Annotated in this window: 16 protein-coding genes; 2 read left to right on the top strand and 14 right to left on the bottom strand. The window is 31.1% G+C overall.

Annotated features, from left to right (window positions below; translation table 11 throughout):
• Window positions 1-51 precede the first annotated feature (51 nt).
• From F0000_RS15665 to F0000_RS15640, 6 genes are all read right to left on the bottom strand, one after another.
• Window positions 52-315 (bottom strand): transposase, encoded by a 264-nt coding sequence (locus F0000_RS15665; RefSeq protein WP_149625671.1) that lies wholly within the window; start codon window positions 313-315, stop codon window positions 52-54.
• A gap of 264 nt (window positions 316-579) precedes the next feature.
• Window positions 580-2,355, bottom strand: a complete 1,776-nt coding sequence (locus tag F0000_RS15660) for a DNA mismatch repair protein (RefSeq protein ID WP_149625670.1) — start codon at window positions 2,353-2,355, stop codon at window positions 580-582.
• Window positions 2,356-2,373: 18 nt separating this feature from the next.
• On the bottom strand, window positions 2,374-3,564 hold the full coding sequence (locus F0000_RS15655; RefSeq protein WP_149625669.1) for a hypothetical protein: 1,191 nt from the start codon (window positions 3,562-3,564) through the stop codon (window positions 2,374-2,376).
• A gap of 5 nt (window positions 3,565-3,569) precedes the next feature.
• Entirely contained in the window at window positions 3,570-4,823 is a 1,254-nt protein-coding gene (locus tag F0000_RS15650) for an aminotransferase class I/II-fold pyridoxal phosphate-dependent enzyme (protein WP_149625668.1), read from the bottom strand.
• 37 nt (window positions 4,824-4,860) lie between these two features.
• The gene (locus tag F0000_RS15645) at window positions 4,861-6,126 is read right to left on the bottom strand and encodes a hypothetical protein (RefSeq protein ID WP_149625667.1); all 1,266 of its coding nucleotides are present in this window, start codon (window positions 6,124-6,126) and stop codon (window positions 4,861-4,863) included.
• A gap of 825 nt (window positions 6,127-6,951) precedes the next feature.
• Window positions 6,952-7,491 carry a DUF4251 domain-containing protein gene (locus F0000_RS15640; RefSeq protein ID WP_223148910.1) on the bottom strand — a complete coding sequence of 180 codons (540 nt, stop codon included), beginning with the start codon at window positions 7,489-7,491 and terminating at the stop codon, window positions 6,952-6,954.
• A gap of 695 nt (window positions 7,492-8,186) precedes the next feature.
• Here F0000_RS15640 and F0000_RS15635 point away from each other — a divergent pair.
• Window positions 8,187-9,407, top strand: a complete 1,221-nt coding sequence (locus F0000_RS15635) for a multidrug effflux MFS transporter (protein WP_149625665.1) — start codon at window positions 8,187-8,189, stop codon at window positions 9,405-9,407.
• 90 nt (window positions 9,408-9,497) lie between these two features.
• Window positions 9,498-10,115 (top strand): YceI family protein, encoded by a 618-nt coding sequence (locus F0000_RS15630; RefSeq protein ID WP_149625664.1) that lies wholly within the window; start codon window positions 9,498-9,500, stop codon window positions 10,113-10,115.
• 24 nt (window positions 10,116-10,139) lie between these two features.
• On the opposite strand, the gene F0000_RS27795 is transcribed toward F0000_RS15630, so the two are convergent.
• The 8 genes from F0000_RS27795 to F0000_RS15595 all read right to left on the bottom strand — a co-directional run bounded on the left by F0000_RS27795 (window position 10,140) and on the right by F0000_RS15595 (window position 17,726).
• On the bottom strand, window positions 10,140-10,286 hold the full coding sequence (locus F0000_RS27795; RefSeq protein ID WP_188112142.1) for a hypothetical protein: 147 nt from the start codon (window positions 10,284-10,286) through the stop codon (window positions 10,140-10,142).
• Between the two features lie 323 nt (window positions 10,287-10,609).
• On the bottom strand, window positions 10,610-13,462 hold the full coding sequence (locus tag F0000_RS15625; RefSeq protein ID WP_149625663.1) for a pitrilysin family protein: 2,853 nt from the start codon (window positions 13,460-13,462) through the stop codon (window positions 10,610-10,612).
• 74 nt (window positions 13,463-13,536) lie between these two features.
• On the bottom strand, window positions 13,537-14,091 hold the full coding sequence (locus tag F0000_RS15620) for a 4'-phosphopantetheinyl transferase superfamily protein (protein ID WP_149625662.1): 555 nt from the start codon (window positions 14,089-14,091) through the stop codon (window positions 13,537-13,539).
• Window positions 14,088-14,342 (bottom strand): acyl carrier protein, encoded by a 255-nt coding sequence (locus F0000_RS15615; RefSeq protein ID WP_149625661.1) that lies wholly within the window; start codon window positions 14,340-14,342, stop codon window positions 14,088-14,090. The genes F0000_RS15620 and F0000_RS15615 overlap by 4 nt, the downstream gene beginning before the upstream one ends.
• Window positions 14,343-14,350: 8 nt before the next feature.
• A complete protein-coding gene (locus tag F0000_RS15610; protein ID WP_149625660.1) occupies window positions 14,351-15,622 on the bottom strand; it encodes a beta-ketoacyl synthase in 1,272 nt (423 codons plus the stop codon).
• Window positions 15,619-16,083: a 3-hydroxyacyl-ACP dehydratase FabZ family protein gene (locus F0000_RS15605; protein WP_368668108.1), complete on the bottom strand. Its 465-nt coding sequence runs from the start codon at window positions 16,081-16,083 to the stop codon at window positions 15,619-15,621. The genes F0000_RS15610 and F0000_RS15605 overlap by 4 nt, the downstream gene beginning before the upstream one ends.
• A complete protein-coding gene (locus F0000_RS15600) occupies window positions 16,071-16,550 on the bottom strand; it encodes a hypothetical protein (RefSeq protein ID WP_149625659.1) in 480 nt (159 codons plus the stop codon). The genes F0000_RS15605 and F0000_RS15600 overlap by 13 nt, the downstream gene beginning before the upstream one ends.
• A 120-nt stretch (window positions 16,551-16,670) precedes the next feature.
• Window positions 16,671-17,726, bottom strand: coding sequence for a type III polyketide synthase (locus F0000_RS15595; protein WP_149625658.1), 1,056 nt, complete (start codon window positions 17,724-17,726; stop codon window positions 16,671-16,673).

Raw genomic sequence — 17,726 nt, 5'->3', positions numbered from 1 at the left:
GTGGGTGAATCGTTAAGAAAAGGAAAATTAAAAAACCAATAATAATAAAATTTAACTATAATTGCAGTATCTCTCAAAGTGGCACCATTTGACCGAAATAGGTGGCACGGTCACTCCGAAATAGCCATCTGTTTTGGTCTTGGAGTCAAAAGTTTTTGATGAATTATCTATAAACTCTCGCTTCCAAGTAGATATTTGGGAAGGATGAATGTCAAACTTTGAGGCGATTTCCTGCAAAGTAAGTTGATCTTTGATAGCCTCCAAAGCAACCTTTGCCTTGAATGCAGAACTAAATTTTCTTCTCGATTTTTTCATATGTACAGCATTAAATTTACAATTTAAGTAGCTGTCTTAAAAATGGGGAGTATTATAGTATTACCCTGAGCTTGTCGAAGGGTCACTTTGCTTTGGCAAAAGCAAAGTTTATGACTTCTACACATTCTTTAAAAGTTTTCTAACGAGAAGCTTCTTTAATAAAGGTAATGGAACACTTATTATGCGAGCAGACGTAAGGAGGGGAGTGTAATGTGTGTGGAATGGGAATATTTCCCTTCATTTTTTAATCACAAGCTCCAAATTCTATTCTATAACATTTAATTTTTTCATTAAAAAAGTTGCACTTTTATTTTTACAAACTCCATTTCTTAGTTTATAATCGAATTCTAAATCATTATTTTTTATTTCAACTTCAAAACATTTGTTTACTAAGTTATTGGGGTGTTTTTTAGATGTATCACATACTTTCAAGTCATGTGTAGCAATAACACCTACAGCATTTTTTGAAATCAATTTTTCTATTATTTTAATAGTTCCTTGTTGTTTATCTTCTGAATTTGTGCCTCTTAAGATTTCATCCAATAAAACAAAACAATTATTCTTTTCAACTTCATCCATGATTTGTTTTATTCTTTTTATTTCTGCAAAAAAATAAGATTCGTTATCATTTAATGAATCTTTTTGCCTCATAGAAACTATAACTCTGAGAGGGTTAATATTTGCATCAGTTGCACAAATAGGAGATCCTATACTGCCTAATACCATATTAACACCTAGTGTTCTTAAAAAAGTACTTTTCCCAGCCATATTTGAACCAGTTAATATAACCATATTATTATTGAAGAAAGAAATAGTATTACAAACTCGTTTTTCTTTAGCTAATAAAGGGTGTCCTAAATCTTTGAATTCTAATATAGAATCATTGTTAATTTTTGGATAGACAAAAGACTTATTATTATAAGAGAAGTTTGCGATACTATTTAATGCCTCAAATTCTCCAATTGTATCTAACCATGCATCGACGTGGTTTTTATGCGTTTTTTTCCATTTTAATATAGAATTTAAAACATTAATATGATAGAGTCCTAAGCCATTTATCAAAATAGCACCAGTAACATTTTGGATATTTTGTAAATTTGAAAATAAAGATCCTAGTTTTTTTATGTGGTTACTTGTTAAAATCTTATTGTAATTTAACTTAGCTTTTAAATCATTTAATTTTATACTATTAAATTCTTCTTTTTCAATTGCTTCTATAATATAACTATAGCTTTTAAGTACATCAGATATTTTATCCGAACCAACAATTTGTTTTTTGATTTTTTTTAAATATAAAAGCGTTATTAATAAATTAATAAAAAATATAGTTACCAAAACCGAGACAAGGTTTGTGTTATTAGTAAAATAACTAGTTATAGCTATTATAATAAATAAAATAGGAGATACGTAAGAGGTAATTAAAGTAAATTTAGATACATCATTATCTTCTTTTTTCGCCCATTTTATAAGAGATAAATAATTTTCCTTATTATCCTGTGAAATCTCGCAAAACACAGCTAACTTTTGTCTCCATTCCACCCGTGGCGATAATTCTTTTATTGCTTCTTGATTCGATTCTATTTCATTTTTAGTTAATGAAGATTTTAATAATTCAGCTAAAATTTTACTTCCTATATAGGTTTTTGTTCGATTCAAATATTGAAATATAGAATTATCACCAAAAAAATCTAAATCATATGAGTGCAAATGCTGACTATTTATATATTGATAGCCGTTATCAAAAGGCAATGCACCATTATTTAAAAAATCGATTTCATTTTTGTTTATCAAAATCAAATTTTTTGCTATCTTTTTTTTCAAAGCAACTTTCCCGTGTACTATGAGTGATGCGAAAAATAGCACTAAACTAACACTAAATAAAACTAAGTATATCCACGCATTTGTTTTATAAAAAAGAAAAATAAAATACCCACATCCCAAAATGATGATTAATCTTATAATTGAAACAATGTTATATGTTTTCTTTTCTTTTTTATAATTAATTGAACTGATATGTTTAAGTTCTCTATATTTATGCATTTTAAAATATTTTCTGGTTTATTCAAATTTCCTTCCTGATTCGATTATTAATTTTTGAAAAGATGAACTCTTTTTAACATCCTCCAAAATATTATTGACTTGTGGTTTCTCGAATTCTGGAAAAAGATACTTAAAAAAGTGATTTAAAATAAAAGTCATGAATTTATTTGTTGAATAAAAACCTAAATATAGCCTTTCGAATATTGCTCCTGAATATGCTTTTGGCGTATAACTAGTTTGTCCAAGAACTACAAATTTTTTACCTCTTTTTTCTGCTTCTTGAATTGTTCTGAAAATCACATTATAATAGGTAGAACTATTAGTTGTTTCATTATAATCTAGGCCTAAATACATCGGTATTAACTCGTTTTCACCTTCTATAACAAACTCAGCGCAAATAAGCTTATTGTCTTTATTTCTACAAGTTAGAATAAAACTATTATTTGCTAAATAGATAGAGGAATTCTTGAAAAAACTACTATTTAATTTTTCAAATTTGTATTGACTTTTATCGTATACGTTTTTATATAAACTATATATTTCATCCGATAAATGCCCATATTCTTCAAGAACTTCCCATTTATAATTATTTTTGCTACTTTCTTTTATTGCACTTTTAAATCGTTGACGATATCTTCTCCTTAGTATCTTAGGATATTCATAATTTTCTTGAAATATAGGTATAAAACTATTAGCTAAAGATTCAAATATTTTTAATTTATTAAAGAATAGTTCAAATGGTTTTAATTCATTTTTCGGAATTTCTTTAAACATCATTAGTTTAGCGCCAACTTCATCAGATTTGTCTGTTAGAAGTTTAAAAATTTCATCCTGATGTGCATCATAATAATTGGTGTCAATTACTATATGATTTTCACATGTAGCAACAGGTGAACCAATTAAAAAAAGTTTAGTGCTAAAAAAATCTGAAAAAATAATCCGAATTTTTTCAACTATTTTTTTAACCACATTACCAGCTAAAACATCTAATTTTAAAGAATACTTGTAACAAGGAATAAGTGAATTAATATTATTTAAATCATCAAATAGTGCTAAATAGAAACATTCAACGCCATCTAACTTAGATTTTTCTATAACTTTTGTAAACTCATAACTTTTAAAAAAGGATTCTTTTTGATAAAGGATATTCCATTCTATAGGATTTAAGTCATCAATAGAATAAAACCATTTATGTTTTATTGAAGTCATTACTGTTATGTTAAGTTATATTTTTTTACTAAATATTTTAAAGCTTCTAAAACCTTATCTATATGCTCGATAGTATGTTCAGACATTAAACTCATCCTAATTCGTGATAATCTTTTAGAAACTGCAGGGTATAAAACAGGGTTTACATATATATTCATTTCATGTAATTCCCTAGCTATTTCTTTTGTTATGAGATCATCTCCTATAATAATAGGAAATATAGCAGTTTCGCTATTGCCAATATTTAAACCTAAATCAATAAGGTTCTTTTTAAAATATCTTATATTACTCCATAGCTTTTCTCTTCTTTTTTTATCATTTTCAATGACATTCAAAGAACAAATCATTGAACCAGCTACTTGCGGAGTAAGTGCTGTTGAGAAAATATAACCTCTTGAGTAAAAATGTAATAAATCTATTAATTCTTCACTAGCAGCAACAAAGCCTCCAACACCTCCCAATGCTTTAGAAAAAGTTCCAGAAACAATATCGACCTTACCAGATAAATTAAAGTGCTCTGGTGTACCGTGTCCATTTTCTCCAATAACACCAGTAGCATGTGCCTCATCTACCATTACGTATGCTCCATATTGTTCTGCTAATTCTTTAATCTTATCTAGAGGAGCTATATCTCCATCCATAGAGTAAACACCATCAACAACAATCAATTTGGTTCTAAAATTATTTTTCACCTTACTTAAAACAAATTCTAAGCTTGACATATCATTATGCTTAAAATATTTAACATTAGTGTTTTTACAACCATCTATAAGGCTTGCATGTGCTAACATGTCTACAATTGCAATATCTTTTTCTCCTAATAATGATAATAGAGAAGAACTATTTGATCCGTAACCAGAAGAATAAATTATAGATTTTTCACATCCTTTAAATTTGGCTATTTTATTTTCTAATTCTCTATGTAATTCTGTAGTACCTCCTAATAATGGTACACTTCCTGCTCCAGCTCCATATTTTCTTGTTGCTCGAACTCCAGCCTCTATCACTTCAGGGTGATTGGCTAAATTTAAATAATCATTCGAAGCAAAATATATCATTTCTCTAGTTTCACCAGTATATCTATCTTTTACAAGTCGTATTGGTGAGGAAGCATTCATTGCAACCCTTTTATAATTATAGTGTTTATTGTAATCTAAATTGTTTGTCCATTCTTTAAACTTTACAGCCCTACCCATTATATCAAGTTCAGGGAAATCGACATAATCTGCTAATGTTTTTATCTTAGTCTTTGTTTTCATTTGTATTTGATTTTAAGTCTTTTTTACGTTATCTTTTTTATTTGTTTGTGATTTTTAAATCTTTGTCTAATTCATTATTTCCTTTAAGTTTCCAAATAACTGAATCTAAATAATAATGATGAAAAGCAAATCCCCAGAAAAAGCCAGATAAAATGTAGTTTAAAAGTAAATTTTCAGTTATTAAATTAGATGCAAACCGAGGTAAGTGATAAAAGAAATTAGAGAGTAGTGCAAAAAGTATAAAAACCCCTATTCTTTGAGTTAGAACAACAGCAAAACCATATACTTTTTTATCTTCTTTTTTGTACTTATTAGTGTTATGGAAGTTTATTATTCTATGGTATTGTATATTATGAAAAACTGTTATAGCAGCTATTACTATTATTATAGGAATATCCATCATAAAAATAATATTATAAGATAAAATCACAGTAATCATGAGTAACCATTTTGGCAAATTCTTTTTAAAAGAATACTCTTTTTTCAAATTAAGTAGGAAGTAATATCCAATGGCTAGTATAAAAATAGCTCCTAAAATAATACTAAAATATTTTAAGCAAACAGGAAGAGTAAATTGTAATATAAGATTTACAGCTAAAGCAGATAAAATTAAAAGTTTAGAAATTGTATGCAATCCTATTTTTTTTAAATTAAGTATTTTAAATTGTGACAAAATAAAAATGATTACACCAACTATTAGTAAGCTATTTGCAACTTTTTCCCAAATTTGAAGAGAAATATTTATTGTTTCTGAAACATGTAATAAGTAAGACTTATCTATTTGATTATATATTATTGGAAAAATTGTTCCTGTAGCTAATAAAGTACCATCAAGTCTTCTGGAAAGGGTATCTTTTTCGTTGTTCTTCTTTCTATAAATAGCTACAAATCCCCAATGTTGGCGAACTAAATGATAGAAGGCATAAAAAAAAGCAAACCTGTTAAAAATAACATATGCAGCACTTGCTTCCTCTATACTACTATTACTAAAATAGAAGAATAAAACATATAATGGCGCCACTAAAAACAATAATAGACTTTTCAATAAAAAACCTTTATTTTTTTTATAATAACTCTTATCGAAGTATGTTCGAGTATAGGTAGCAAAAGAATGTGTTCCATCAAAAAGACAGGCCCAAGTTAAAAATATAATTACCATAGATAACTCGGTTGGCAAATTAAAATATAACATTAATTGATATACCATAATAATGGCAAACCCAATTAGAGCAGGGAAAATAACCCATTTAAAATCTTCTTTTTTATTGTAAACCCAACTTGATTCTGATAATATACTTTTCATTTATTTGTTTTTTAATTAATTCTACTTCTAAGTTCATATCATTAGTTAATGTCATAAAAACATAATGTGTTACCCCTTTTTTGTTGTTATTTTTAAAATAATTAGTTGCATATATAACTAAGTAATTTTAGTTTGCTGTAATTCAGATTATTAAATACATATATTGTGTTATACGTTGTAGATATACGACGTGGTGGCTATACTAAAAAAGGATCGTCAATTAGAGTTCTACAGTTAGACAAAGGATCGTCAATTAGAGTTCTACAGTTAGACATGTGTATAGAAATTATCTCGCAGAGTAATTTTATACTTATGCGGCAACTTCACGAGAATGGCGTAAAAACTTTTTTCACGTATGTTTTATCGAATACGCGATTTATAATACACCTAAAAGTGTTTGCTTTTTTTGGTGTGGCCAAGCGTTGGCAAATTGTGTGTAGAGAAAAATGCATTGAGCATTTTTATTCACAAAACAATAAAGCGGTTGGGCGCGGCAATTTTACATAACGGCAAATTATAGCTACAAATTTCAAACGTGAGGTTTAATCATAAACGCCTTAAAAGAATTTTTAATGACCCTAGTAGCTAATATTGCTATGAAATAGAATCACTGTGGGATATTTTACATAATACTACATTATAGTTACAATAGAACTAAATAAACCGCAAATTGGCTTTTACATAATTGCTGACGATATAAAACACCTAACGGTGTCGTTATATCTGCAATTATGTAAAATACTCCGTATACGCCAATTTGCTACATTATATATTTGTACTATAATTTATATTATGTAAAATAGAATATTTAAAAAACACATTGCTCTAATTTGTTGCAACACTATTTTCTTCTAGTTTTGATATTGTACCTGTATATCCGATTTGGGTTCTGTGACTTGTGTTAATAGTCATATCACTTCTTCCACTTTCAAATAAAACAATCAAGACTCTACATGATTCTGTTTTATTTTTAAAGTTTAATGTTATCCTTTGCCTTCCTTTTTTATCCTTTTTTACTTCATACATATCAGGAATTCCATCATACTTTATTCCTGTATCACTATTATTATATCCTATACCAAATCGTTGTTCTCCATAATATGGTAAATACAGCGATATACTATCGCCAATAACTTTTAGATAATTAGGATTTCCTATTAGGTTAATTCTATTCACATTACTTCCTAATGGTATTAATCCCGAATTTGCAATAGCATTAAAACTTGTAGTAGCTAATGGTGATGCCCAATCAGATATAATCATAAACTTCTTTTCTTGGATCAACAAATCTATATTATTCGTTTCAGTATCTGCAGTAGAGTTTATACCATGAGTGCTACCACACCTGATAAGTAGTATTATCATAGACAAATACAAGACTAAGTTCGATAATTTCATTAGACGATTAACAAATTGATTCATAGATTACTATAAATTTAAGGTTTTATCCTATTTTCTACTATGATATGATTCTATTTTAAAAAAACTTTAGCATATAAAATCTATAACTAACAGATCGTATTACATCAAAATTTATACTTTGCATTGACTCTGAGACTATTTTTATCTATAAAAACTCCAGGATCTAAACGTATATTTTGTTGTGCTTCCAAAGAAAAATTCTTGTTTACGTAATACCCTACCTAAGTCTAAAAACTGGAGGGAGAATCTGCGATGTAAATTTATCTATAGTGAATTCTCCTTCTATTCCAGTAAACACATAAAATTTATCTGTAGGATTAACTTTTATAAGTGCAGGAACTCTAAAAACATCAATAGTTATATACGAATCGTAGTATCCGTGAATTTCGGCAAAAAGATTAGCACTTATAGCGTGTCTTATCTTGAAATACTTATACTGTAACGGATCATTAGGGTCTTGATAATTAAACGATTCTACAGATACCAGCTGATAATAAAGTTAGCGTTTTCATTAAATAATGTTTTTAATCCCTTTTCTAAAGTCGTTTTTTATAGTAACTCAAAATAGTGTGCACAATTACAAATATACAAGTAAATAAAAGGTTTATCCCTAATCATAAAACCACTATTTTTGCCTGATGCCAAATCCAGCTAAAATTTCACAATATTCCAGTAAAATCTCCCAATTTGAATTTGTTGCCCTGATGGCAGCATTAATGTCTATAGCTGCTTTGGCATTAGATGCCTTATTGCCTGCTTTAGAAATAATCGGACTGGATATTGGTGTTACAGACCCAATTGATAATCAATTGCTTGTCATTATGATTTTTTTGGGATTAGGTATTGGACCTTTATTTTTTGGACCAATCTCTGATACTTTGGGGCGTAAACCTATTGTTTATATGGGATTTGGCTTGTTTGTGCTTTCTAGTTTTATTTGTATTTATGCTCAGAGTCTGGAAGTAATGCTCTTGGGCAGGATTTTACAAGGTATTGGGCTTTCTGCTCCCAGAACTATTAGTATTGCCATCGTTCGTGATATGTATGATGGTGATTATATGGCAAGAATTATGTCATTTATTACTGTCGTATTTATTCTGGTTCCCGTAATTGCTCCAACGATGGGTAAGCTTATTATGGATTACTATGACTGGCAAACAATTTTTTATGTTCAGGCAGTTTTTAGTATTTTGGTTTCTTTATGGTTTTGGAAACGGCAATCAGAAACGCTAAAACCAGAAAATAAAGTGTCTCTATCTGTAAAAGCCTTTACCAATGGCTTTAAAGAAGTAATTTTACAAAAACAAACCATTGGATATACTCTGATTTCCGGATTTATTGTAGGGTCCTTTTTGGTTTATTTAAGTGCTTCTCAACAAATTTTTGAAATTCAGTATGGACTTAAAGAAGAATTTCCCTATATCTTTGCAGCCACCGCTATTTCTATAGGGTCAGCTATTTATCTAAACGGAACACTCGTGATACGTTTAGGAATGAAAAGATTAATACATACCTCATTATATGTGTTCTTTGCAGTTTCTTTACTATATGTATTACTCTATTCTTCTGGTATAAATCCTCATGTAGGTATTCTCATAGGCTTTTTTTGCATACAATTTGCTGCAATTGGTTTTCTCTTCGGAAATCTTAGAGCAGTCGCCATGGAACCTTTGGGGCATATTGCCGGAATGGCAGCAGCAATTACAGGTTTTATCTCCACGATTATGGCAGTACCCATAAGTATCTTTATAGGCAAGTTTGTTGTTACTACTGTGTTGCCATTGTTTATAGGTTTTTTGATCTGCGCTGTACTCTCTATCATAATATTACTTGTTTTAAAAATTTCGACAAAAAAATAATCTTTATCTTTTAGAAAATATTAGGAGCTTTTGTTAAAGCTATTGGAATGATTATTGATTATTTATATATTTAGAAAAAATGCTTCGGTTATGAAAACGTATATAAAACCTGTTTTTTTTATACTTCTTATTTTTGAATTAAGCTATTCTCAATTGCCTGATTTTGATGGAGATGCAAGCGAAAATATCAGCAATTTTTCTGATGGATATGTAGGACATGAAGAAGCATTGATTAATGATTTTATAAAACTAGATTTTGATAAAAAAAACGCAAAAATTTCTTTCGATTTTGTCTCTGAGGAGACTTCTGGTACCATTGACGGTTTAGATTTCAAGATTTCCTTTAATCCAGAAGATCCTGATAATGCATATTTTAAAGGAACAGCCCTGGTAAATACTATAGACACCGATAATTTTTTGAGAGATGGACATCTAATGTGGCAAAAGTTTTTTTACAAAAAGAAATATCCTAAGATATCTTTTGAAAGCTCTCAGGTGGTGCATTTTGGTCAAAATAATTATAAAGTAATCGGTAATCTTACGATCAAGGATGTTACTAAAGAAGTTATCATTAATTTTATACTAGATATTACCAAAAATCTTATCGGTAAAACCACCATATACACAAGTGATTATGGTGTGAATATCCACGACGAACGCGAAAAAAATAAACTAGACATTGTTTTTGACTTTCCTATTCTAAAGTAAGATAATGCTCTACTCTGACTAAAGTTACTGGATATTGATATTATATGCTTTTGGGAGCTTTCTTGAATCTTCTGTCAAAAGAGCGTTATTGACAATATTAGATTCTTTTAAACGTGTTATCGTAATCTTATCGGTTCTTTTTTCTTTGTTTCTCAATAATTGATCAAGCATAATTCAAGTTTTTTTAGATAAGTAAATAATTCTTTACAAACATACTTCGAATATACAAGCTATGTAAGGGTATTAATACGGTATTATTATGGGGTGAGATCCCCTACTCTTTCCTAAAATCATCATAAAAATCATATTTCACAGATCTATATTTTATAACTTATACGATTTGTGATTAAAAAATTCGTATAAATTCATTGAATTATTTTTTCTTTATGCAAGGCAAAAAAATCAAGCATAGCTATAGCTACGGTTTATTTTTTAAACGAAGTAGAAAGGAAAAAGAAACGATGAATATGCGAAATTTTTAGTTATAAATCGTATTATATTTTCTTTCCGTGAATATCAAGTTCGATAACTTCCTTTTTTAATTTTTTAACTTCTTCAAGTTGTGTTTCTTTGTCACCGACAACTACATAGATCATTTTATTTTCCTGAATATATTTAGAAATAATAGCCTTAAAATCCTGTTCAGTCATGCGCACCATTTCTTTCTGATCTTCCTCAATGAATGAGGCTGACTTGTTATACTTGCTCATTTCTCTCAGGATATTTAATTTATCCCTTAATCCTTCATATGCGAGAGTACTGCTTTTTAATATTTTAGTTTTTGTGGTTTCTACTGCAACTGCATCAAAACTTTCCTCATATTCGGTAATCATATTTTCAATAATCTGTAGTGAAGGTAATGTTGCATTGGCACGCACACTAGTTCTTATCGTAATAGGAGCTATATTTTTTAAAGCTCTTACACCCGAATATGCACCATAGGTATATCCTTTTTCTATTCTTAATGTTTGAAACAACCTACCACTGGAGCCTCCTCCCAGAATTTCATTTGCATAATCCAAATTATTAAAATCTTCATGTGTCGCAGACAAAACCAGGTTTCCTATAAAAATTACGGATTGTTTGGCATTAGGGACATCAATAAAATATAATTGGTCTTCCTTAACAGGATGTGTTTGTTTTAATGCTGGAATTTCTATTTTTTCTGTATTCCAATTTGTTGCCAAAGATGATAATGCTTCATCAACCTCCTTTTTAGTGATATCTCCTGCGATGTGAAAAACAGCATTTTTTGATGAAATCGTTTTATAATGCGCCTTTAGATCATCCAAGCTTATCTTTTCAATTGTTTTTAAGGTTCCGGCATCAGGAACCCCTAAAATATGCTGATCTCCATACAGCAACTTATTAAAATTGATCAAAGCGATATTATTGGGGTTCGCTTCCTGGCCTTTCAAACGAGTTTTTAAGGCTTGTTTTAAGCGATTATATTCCTGTTCATCCCATCTTGGTTCGAGCAAAATTTCTTCAACTAAGGTAAGTGTTTCGGTAAAGTTCTTTGATAAACAAGAGGCTGTAATTCTAATTTCTTCGCTACTACTAAACACATTAATAGAAGCTCCTAAAAGCCCAATCGCCTCTTCTAACTCGGCTGGAGTTTTTGTAGCAGTTCCTTCCATCATCAAACTAGCCATTAAACTCGAAATACCCGCTTTATGAATAGGGTCTAACAGATGCCCTCCGGCAATAGTGATATCAAAACTAACAAGTGGAAGTTCATTATTTTCAATCCCCAATATTCTCATTCCGTTAGCCATGTTACCTGACCATACTTCGGGAGCTTTAAACAGAGGTAGTTCGCCAAAATCAGGTTCGCTACGATCATGTTTGGAAGGTGTTTTTTCATACACAGCTTCTTCTCCCTGACTTACTTCTTCACTAGCAACATCTTTTTTTACTTCTTCTATCCATACAGTAGCTTTTTGTGATCCCGCAACAGCAAGCTCCAATTCCCCTTTGGGAACAACACTTGTCATGACATAGTTTTTATTCTTGATATACTTTGTATATACGTGCATAATGTCTTCTCTGGTGACAGCGCTCATAAGCTTTACTGTCTCAGAAATATACCCTGGATCTCCATTAAATTCGTTATCCTGTACTAATTGGAAAGCTTTATTTAATACCGTACTAAATCCTTGGTACATTCTGGTTTCTAATTCCGCTTTTATTCTTTTTAATTCAGTATCAGTAAATCCATTTTTTTCAAACCTCAACAAACCTTCCTGAATAGCAGATTTGACGCTATCTAGATCTTTTCCGGCATTAGCACGTATTCTAAAGGTAAATTCTCCTGCTAATTCACTGGATTTTTGAGATACAGAAATTCTGGGAGCTAATTTTTTCTCTTCGACAAGGATTTGATACATAGCAGACTTCTTACTTCCTGTTAGCAATTGTCCAAGAATCTGTAGTGCATATCGATCAGTATGATATTCTTCTACCGTAGGAAACACCATTCTAAGTTCTGGAAGTTTCGCAAAATTATCTTCAAAATATAAAGATTTACTCTCTGATAATATAACAGGCATCGGTTTTAATGGCTCTATTGCGGGGCCTTTTTCTATTTCTCCAAACCACTTTTTAACTAACTCCTTAGTTTTAATAACATCAATATCTCCCGCAATTACAAGAGATCCGTTACTAGCACCATAATATGTTTTATAAAATTCTTTTACATCTTCCAGCGTTGCAGATTGTAAATCCGGTAATGAGCCAATTACTGTCCAGCTATAGGGATGTCCTTCTGGATATAAATTTTTTCTTATAATCTCGTCAGTATATCCATAGGGTGCATTATCTACTCGCTGACGTTTTTCATTTTTAACTACTTGTTTTTCTCTTTCTAAGGCAGCATCTGTAACCGTATTAATCATATATCCATATCGATCAGAATCGATCCATAAGATTTTTTCAAAAGCATCTTTGGGTACTACCTCATAATATACAGTGCCATCAGTCCATGTTCCTCCATTGCGCTGCCCTCCCCATTCCGGAATTAGTTTTCTATTGGCTCCCACGGGTGTATTTTCTGAATCATTGAAAGACATATGTTCAAAAAAATGAGCAAAACCTGTTTTTCCCGGCTTTTCTCTATTAGAACCTACATGCATCATGGTTGCTACTGCTACAATCGGATCGCTATGATCCTCATGTAAAATAACTTCTAACCCGTTATCTAAAGTAAATTTTTCATAATCAATTTTAAATTCGGGAGCTTTACTATTATCTGTTTGAGAAAGTTCAATATCCTTTTTAGCCTTGGCACAGGAATATGTGAAAAATACAATCGTTAGCAGTATACCGATTTTTCTTAAAAATAACATGATGTGTAATTGTTTTGATTAATGAATTATTGAAAATAGCCCTAATCAAAAATATGAAAATCAATAAAATATTATTATAAAACAATCACAAAAGCGGTAAATGAGCCATGGGAAGTAAGTGAAAATTGAATATCTGTCAATTTATGATCAATCATTATCATAGGAATACCGTTGTCATTTTTTTCTATTGTAATACGTGAAGAATGAATTTTTAATTCTTCAGCAATAATTTTTTTTAGTTCATTTTTATAATAATAAAAACTATTTTTAAATACCCTGGAAGTATACAAAACATTTCTTAATGTGATTGACGAGGCTATGGTGTATAAACACCTATCATTCATTAACTTAGATATTGAAAAATAACTATAGTTACCAATAGTGATTATACTGTCAGTACAAACAAAATCTTTAGGATTAAACTTAGGTGCTAATAAAAACTGCCTTTGATGTGCTTTATAGGTAGCTTCTTTCATGCTCCAGAATTTCCAAACCAAGTGATGAGGGTTTTCTGATATCATTACTTGATTTTGTTCTGATACTGTAAAAATTTTTTGTACCCATCCTTTTCTCTGCCAATTATTTTGGATTTCTGCTGTTTTTAAATCTACAATATCATTGCCAATCATTTTGCTGCTAATTTCTCTAAAATCACATCTATAGATGCACTGACAGTGAGCATCTTTTCCATGCCATCATTATCTATTTCAATACCAAATTCATCTTCTACATCCAAAATTACATCTACGAGATTGGCAGAATTGATATCAAGATCGTTTATAAAATCAGTGTCTCCGGACAGTTTTTGAAATTCTTCCTGATTTTGCACATAAGGCTCTACAATAGTTTTGAGTTTAGATAGTAATTCTTCTTGTGTCATAATTATTATTAATATTTTTTAAAGATAATACAAGCATTTACATCCCCAAATCCAAAGCTGGCTTTTACCACAATATTAAGAGGTTTGTATACTGTTTTTGTGGGGATACGTGATCGGTCTACTAAGGATGATATTTCGGGATGTAGTATTTCACAATTAATCGTGCCAAATATAAAATTTTCTTTTAATTGAAGTATACTTGCCACGCTTTCTATACTCCCCGAGGCTGCTAAACAATGCCCTATTAAACTCTTTAAAGAGTTTATGTATGGGAACTCTTTTCCGCTACGATTCAACGCCTGAGTCCAGTTTTTGATTTCCTCAGGATCTTTGGTAGTTGCTGTCAAATGCCCGTTGATAGCATCAATGTCATCAGCATGAATACCTGCCTGAACTATTGCTTGCTGTATACATTTTTGTACCGCCATGCTATTAGGAGCAGTCATGCTACCACCGTTTCTTTGTCCGCCACTATTTACCTGACCTCCCAGAATTTCTGCATGAATAGTAGCACCTCTTTTTTTGGCACTCTCTAAACTTTCTATAACTAGTGCTCCTGCCCCGCTTCCAGGAACAAAACCAGCAGCTGTAGCACTCATAGGTCTTGAGGCTTCGGTTGGATTATCGTTATACTTATGTGGTAGAATTCTCATAGCATCAAACCCTCCCCAAATATAAGGACCGCTATCACTAGTACTTCCTGCCAGAATGATTTCTGATTTTCCTGATGTTATGTGATCATATGCCATTAAAATTGCTTCGGTACCAGTGCTACACGCAGAAGAATTAGTAGTTGTAATATTTCCGCAGCCTATCATACCTCCCAAAAAGGCACTGATTCCACTTGCCATAGTCTGGATAACTGTGGTGCTGCCCAAACGCCTTACGTTATTGTTGTCTACTTTATATATAGCTTCACGAAATTTATCTACTCCTAGAATTCCTGTGCCAAAAATGACCCCAGCCTCCCATAGAGGTTCTTCTTCTTTACTAACCAAAGATAAACCTGCATCTTTCCAGGCATCCAGACCTGCAATAACTCCATATTCTAAACCAGATGCATTCAGTCCTCTTAACTGAATGTTATTAAAGTAATTGTTTAAATAATCCTTATTATAATTCGGTTTTCCAGCTATTTGACATGAAAAATTTAGTTTTTTAAGATTGTCTATATATTCAATCCCACTTACTCCATTCTGCAGTGCATTTTTAAATTCTGAAACGTTCGTTCCATTTGGTGACACTACCCCTAATCCAGTTACTACCACTCGCCTACTCATGCGTTCCATGGTTTAACCATTCCTGAGATAGTTCCTTTTGCAACTACTACATCTTTCTCGTTATACATAGAAACTTTGCACTTCAACTTATTAAATCTAAAGTACTCTTTCTCAGAAACCACAAAGACTTTTTCACTCGGCAACACTGGTTTATAAAAATCAATGTTTGTATTACTCATTGCCACTCCAATAGTCTGATTATCTAGTTCATTTCTAAAAAGAAAGATACCCAGGCATGCAACTCCAATCTGAGCCATAATTTCTGTGAGTATAACACCTGGCGTAATGGGGTTGTCTCTAAAATGTCCTTTATAGAAATATTCACTCTGTTTTAAAGTATAATCTCCTTTGATACAGTCTTCAGAAACATGTATAATGTTGTCTACAAACAAAAAAGGTGCATCATATGGTAGTTTTTTAATAATCTCTTCTTGTAACATAGCAAGAATTAAAATGCGCATCCATTGGGTAATGGAGCTGTGGTTTCTACATCGGAAGCAAAATTATCTTCTAGATCAAAGGATTCAAATCCCTGCAAAACACTCCCGCCGAAAGCACCTCCATAGCCCATATTGTTCATGTGAACTCTTACATATACCACTTGATCATTGGTGATTGAAACTGGACCTCCAGATCTTGTAAAAGGTTGTTCATTTACATGACTATGTGCCAGAATTCTTCTGTAAATCAATGTCCCCTCTTCAGAAATAACTTCCCACCAATCTGCATATTGATTACAACCCAGATCCGGACTTTTTATCCCAACATTGAAGGTGTACTGATTCTCTTCTCCTGATACAGTCACAGAAGTTATAGCTGCTGTAATTTCTGACACAACATCATCTGTATTTGTAACCGAACTATCATCATCCTTGCAAGCCATTAATTGAACAAGTCCACAGGTTAAATAAATAAATATATTTTTCATATTCAAGATTTTTCTTATCAATCACATTGTTACTAGTTAATTTTGCATAAAATTATTCATTCGTAAAAAAAATAAATAAAAACTTTAAATAAATTACATAAATAATTTAAAAACAATGATTTAATTCCATTTTAATAAAATTCTTTGCGCAGAAAATCCAGGACCAAAACTCAGCATTAACCCTATAGTTCCTTGTGATTGTTTTTGATCTATAAATCGTTCTAAAACATATAATACAGTAGCACTACTCATATTACCATATTCTTTTAAAACGGCTTTGGTTTCATCTATATTTTTTCCGAGACCTCCAAAAAGTTCTTCCACGGTTTGCACTATTTTTTTACCTCCCGGATGGAAGATAAGGTGATCAACTTCTTCAATTGATGTATTGTATTTTTTTAAAAAAGGATGTATGATCGCTGGAAAATGATTTGCGATTCTTTCCGGAACTTCTTTGTCTAACACCATTTGCAAGCCTCCATTTGTCAATTTGAACCCCATCATATCAGTAGCATTATAAAAATGATACATTTCGTCACCAATAATTTCCGGGCCTTCTGCATCAATTTCTGACGATAACAAAGCACAAGCAGCACCATCTCCAAAAATTGCAGCACTGACAATATTAACCATACTAAAATCATCTAATTGAAATGTAGCTGTAGGTGATTCTATTGCAACTACCGCTGCTCTTTTTCCTGGATTTGCTTTCAGAAAGTTTCTAGCATATATAATTCCAGAAACCCCAGCGGCACATCCCATTTCAGTAACAGGAAGCCTTACAATATCTTGCCGCAGGTCTAAGGCATTTATAAGATATGCATCTAAGGATGGTATCATAATTCCTGTACAACTTACCGTGATTATGTAATCTAACGACTTAGGATCCCAACCAGCTTTATTCAATGCCCTGGTCACTACAGATTTACCAAGTTTTTTGACTTCTCTACAATAAATATCATTTTTTTCCTGAAAAGAAGTTGCTGTAAACACCTCTTCAATACTCATAATCCCATAACGTTTATCCACTGCTGCATTTTCAAAGATTTTAAGTACTTTTCTCTTAAAACGCTCTTCCTGACCCGTTAGCCATTGAGAAACAAAAGGCAATATCTCTTTAGTTTCTCTTGCATATTCTGGCAGTTCTTTTGCCACGTTAGTTATTTTTACACTCAA

It is taken from the genome of Aquimarina sp. RZ0 (genome assembly GCF_008370685.1).
GTDB lineage: Bacteria > Bacteroidota > Bacteroidia > Flavobacteriales > Flavobacteriaceae > Aquimarina.
The sequence above is the reverse complement of the archived record's forward strand: the minus strand, read 5'-3'. Positions and strand labels throughout refer to the sequence as shown.

Excerpts from the sequence above, each read along its gene's own strand:
- F0000_RS15665 (WP_149625671.1), bottom strand. The coding sequence starts at position 315 with ATGAAAAAATCGAGAAGAAAATTTAGTTCTGCATTCAAGGCAAAGGTT.
- F0000_RS15660 (WP_149625670.1), bottom strand. The coding sequence starts at position 2,355 with ATGCATAAATATAGAGAACTTAAACATATCAGTTCAATTAATTATAAA.
- F0000_RS15655 (WP_149625669.1), bottom strand. The coding sequence starts at position 3,564 with ATGACTTCAATAAAACATAAATGGTTTTATTCTATTGATGACTTAAAT.
- F0000_RS15650 (WP_149625668.1), bottom strand. The coding sequence starts at position 4,823 with ATGAAAACAAAGACTAAGATAAAAACATTAGCAGATTATGTCGATTTC.
- F0000_RS15645 (WP_149625667.1), bottom strand. The coding sequence starts at position 6,126 with ATGAAAAGTATATTATCAGAATCAAGTTGGGTTTACAATAAAAAAGAA.
- F0000_RS15640 (WP_223148910.1), bottom strand. The coding sequence starts at position 7,491 with ATGATAATACTACTTATCAGGTGTGGTAGCACTCATGGTATAAACTCT.
- F0000_RS15635 (WP_149625665.1), top strand. The coding sequence starts at position 8,187 with ATGCCAAATCCAGCTAAAATTTCACAATATTCCAGTAAAATCTCCCAA.
- F0000_RS15630 (WP_149625664.1), top strand. The coding sequence starts at position 9,498 with ATGAAAACGTATATAAAACCTGTTTTTTTTATACTTCTTATTTTTGAA.
- F0000_RS27795 (WP_188112142.1), bottom strand. The coding sequence starts at position 10,286 with ATGCTTGATCAATTATTGAGAAACAAAGAAAAAAGAACCGATAAGATT.
- F0000_RS15625 (WP_149625663.1), bottom strand. The coding sequence starts at position 13,462 with ATGTTATTTTTAAGAAAAATCGGTATACTGCTAACGATTGTATTTTTC.
- F0000_RS15620 (WP_149625662.1), bottom strand. The coding sequence starts at position 14,091 with ATGATTGGCAATGATATTGTAGATTTAAAAACAGCAGAAATCCAAAAT.
- F0000_RS15615 (WP_149625661.1), bottom strand. The coding sequence starts at position 14,342 with ATGACACAAGAAGAATTACTATCTAAACTCAAAACTATTGTAGAGCCT.
- F0000_RS15610 (WP_149625660.1), bottom strand. The coding sequence starts at position 15,622 with ATGAGTAGGCGAGTGGTAGTAACTGGATTAGGGGTAGTGTCACCAAAT.
- F0000_RS15605 (WP_368668108.1), bottom strand. The coding sequence starts at position 16,083 with ATGCGCATTTTAATTCTTGCTATGTTACAAGAAGAGATTATTAAAAAA.
- F0000_RS15600 (WP_149625659.1), bottom strand. The coding sequence starts at position 16,550 with ATGAAAAATATATTTATTTATTTAACCTGTGGACTTGTTCAATTAATG.